Origin of the sequence: Pseudomonas entomophila (assembly GCF_013523125.1) — a bacterium.
In the GTDB taxonomy this organism is placed as follows: Bacteria; Pseudomonadota; Gammaproteobacteria; order Pseudomonadales; family Pseudomonadaceae; genus Aquipseudomonas; species Aquipseudomonas entomophila_B.
In genome coordinates this window covers 1-1,426 of sequence record NZ_JAAMQJ010000092.1, presented here as the reverse complement: position 1 = coordinate 1,426, position 1,426 = coordinate 1, and the positions used below count along the sequence as shown (strand labels likewise).

1 protein-coding gene is annotated in these 1,426 nt (G+C 64.9%); it reads left to right on the top strand.

Annotation, left to right across the window (positions count from 1 at the left end; translation table 11 throughout):
* Positions 1–106: 106 nt before the first annotated feature.
* The coding region (locus tag G7007_RS21655; RefSeq protein WP_181105134.1) for a phage tail tape measure protein at positions 107–1,426 on the top strand (1,320 nt) is incomplete at its 3' end.

Sequence of the window (1,426 nt, the reverse complement as noted above, 5' to 3'; positions counted from 1 at the left end):
CGGCGCCTGGCGTCCGAGCTGCATTTTTCCGCGCAAGAAATCATGACCATGTCGTATGCCGACATGGTTTGGTGGCTCACGGACTGAGCGGGCAGGGGAGGTATCCATGGCGGGCAGGGTAGCGTTATCGCTGGTGATCGGCGGCGCGGTCGCCTCGTCGGTCGGCGCCGCGTTCAGGACCGTCGAAAACGGCATCCAGAAGCTTGAGGCCAAGGGCAACAAGGCCAAGGTGCTCAAGAGCACTATCGGCGAGACCATCAAGCTGCGCGAGGAGTGGAAGCGCGCGCACGACAGTGGTTCGGCCAATGCCGACAAGCTGCAGAAGAAACTGGACGGCAATCTGGATGCGCTGCGCAGGCAGGGGATCGAGGTCGGCCGGCTGGGCCGCGAGTACCAGCGCCTGGGCCGCGAGGTGAGGGCGGCCGACCTGCAGCTCAAGGGCCACCAGCAGCTGCAGGCGGGCAAGACCGCGCTCAAGTCCAACATCGGCCAGGCCGTGGTCGCCACCGGCCTGGCTGCGGTACCGACGACGATCAGCGCGAACTATCAGGCCATCATCCGCGACATCGCCATCAAGGCCGACATCGCCAACAAACCCGAGGAACAGCAGCTCAGCCGCACGGTGCTCGACACGGCCAAGGACACCGGCATGTCGCGCAACGACGTGGCCGACCTGGTCAATCAGCTGGTCGGTGCCGGCATGGACCTGGACAAGGCCATGTCCTATGCCCCAGTGGCGGCCAAGTTCGCCGTGGGCCAGGGCGCCTCGGGCGTCGACACGGCGTCGATGATTCAGGCGCTCGAGCAGAACGCCAAGATCAGCGACCCCAAGGTCATGCAGCAGGCCCTGGAGGCGATCGCCTACCAAGGCCAGGCGGGTAGCTTCGAGGCCAGCGACATGGCCAAGTGGTTCCCGCAGCTGCTCGCCGGCATGGAGAAGAACGGCATCACCGGGCTGGACGCGGTGACCTCGCTCGGCTCGATGCTGCAGGTGCAGATGAAGACCGCCGGCAGTTCGGACGAGGCGGCGAACAACTTCAAGAACTGGATGGAGAAGATCGGCGCCGGCGATGTGGTCAAGGCGTACAAGGACGCCGGCATCGACTATCAGGCCTCGCTGAACACCGGCCTGCAGAAGGGCATGAACGTCATCGAGTCGTCCATGGCCCTGGCCATGAAGTACGTCCAGGCGACCGATCCTGCCAAGGCCAAGAAGATCGAAGAGGCCAAGGCCAACATCGACAAGGAGGCCGACCCGGAGAAGGCCAAGGCCGCGCTCGAGGCGCTGGAGCGCACCTTGCGTACCGGCGACATCTTCGCCGACATGCAGGTCAAGGCCGCGCTCACCGCCTACGGGCAGAACCGCGGACTTTACGAAGAACTCAAGGCCGACTCGCGCAAGGCCTCGGGCATCCTCGACAAGAAC